Origin of the sequence: Paraburkholderia sp. BR10923, from assembly GCF_040948765.1 — a bacterium.
Taxonomy (GTDB): Bacteria; Pseudomonadota; Gammaproteobacteria; order Burkholderiales; family Burkholderiaceae; genus Paraburkholderia; species Paraburkholderia youngii.
In genome coordinates this window covers 1-1,123 of record NZ_JBFPKO010000123.1, presented here as the reverse complement: position 1 = coordinate 1,123, position 1,123 = coordinate 1, and the positions used below count along the sequence as shown (strand labels likewise).

Here is a 1,123-nt window from a genome sequence, read left to right as displayed (position 1 = left end):
AGGTTATAGGCCGTCATGTTCAACACGAACATCTGGTCCACCTTCTTCAAGCCGCGCACCATCACCTGGCGCATGCGCCCTACGGTCTTGGCCCAGCCGAAACCTTGTTCGATCAACTTCCGCTTTTGCTGCGAAATGGCGTAGCCCGCGCTCGAGGCAATCGTATCGGGCACTGCCGAACGTCGCCCCGAGGTGTTTTGCGCAACGTGCGGTGTGACCTTCATCTGTTGGCACGCCTCGATGAATTCCTGAGCGTCGTAACCCTTGTCTGCACCCAACGTAATTTCTACGTTCGGATCCTCTGCCGCTTGCCGCGCGTCGTGGATCATGATCTTGGCGGCTTCACGCTCTGCATGCCCGTCGGCGCGTGTCACGCGCGCATTGACCACCAGGCCGTGCCGGTTATCGGTCAGCGTATGGCCCATGTACCGCAATTCGCTGGCCGTTTTGCCTTTGCGATAGAGCTGCGCATCTGGATCGGTCCTCGACTGATGTGTCTCGTTGCTGCGTTTCTCGCCCTTGAAGTCGCCCGCGCCGCTACCATCGTTGTCCTGATCGTCACCGTTCTTGCGTACGAAGCTCTTGTGTCCGGCCCACGCCTGGATCAACGTGCCGTCCACGCTGAAATGCTCCCCCGAGAGCAGGCACTTCTTCTCGGCGATGGCCACTACGGCGTTGAAGAATTCGATCACGGCATCGTGCTCCCGGTTCTTCGTGAAGACCGTGGGCACCCACACCTCGTCATCCATGGCCAGGCCGATGAACCAGCGAAACAGCAGGTTGTACTGCACCTGCTCCATGAGTTGGCGCTCCGAGCGGATGCTGTAAAGGATCTGGATCAGCATGGCTCGCAGCAACTTCTCTGGCGCGATGCTCGGCCGTCCACCCTTTATGTCAGCTTCGTACATCCCCGCGAACAGTCGATCCATCTTCGCCAGCGCTTCGTTCGCCATCACGCGGATCGAACGCAACGGATGCGACTTGGGCACGAAGTCGTCCAGCTTGCGTACGGAAAACAAACTCTCGGTGAACGTGTCGGCGCCGCCCATGATCTCCAGTGGGCAAGTGGTGGTTCATCTATCAACGCTTCACGAACTCTGCGCGATGACGTGTTTCAGCGGTA

Annotated in this window: 1 protein-coding gene; it reads right to left on the bottom strand. The window is 58.9% G+C overall.

Annotated elements, in window-relative coordinates; translation table 11 throughout:
* A partial coding sequence (locus tag AB3X94_RS41680; protein WP_368614454.1) for an IS5 family transposase occupies window positions 1-1,049 on the bottom strand: 1,049 nt, incomplete at its 3' end.
* Window positions 1,050-1,123: the final 74 nt, after the last annotated feature.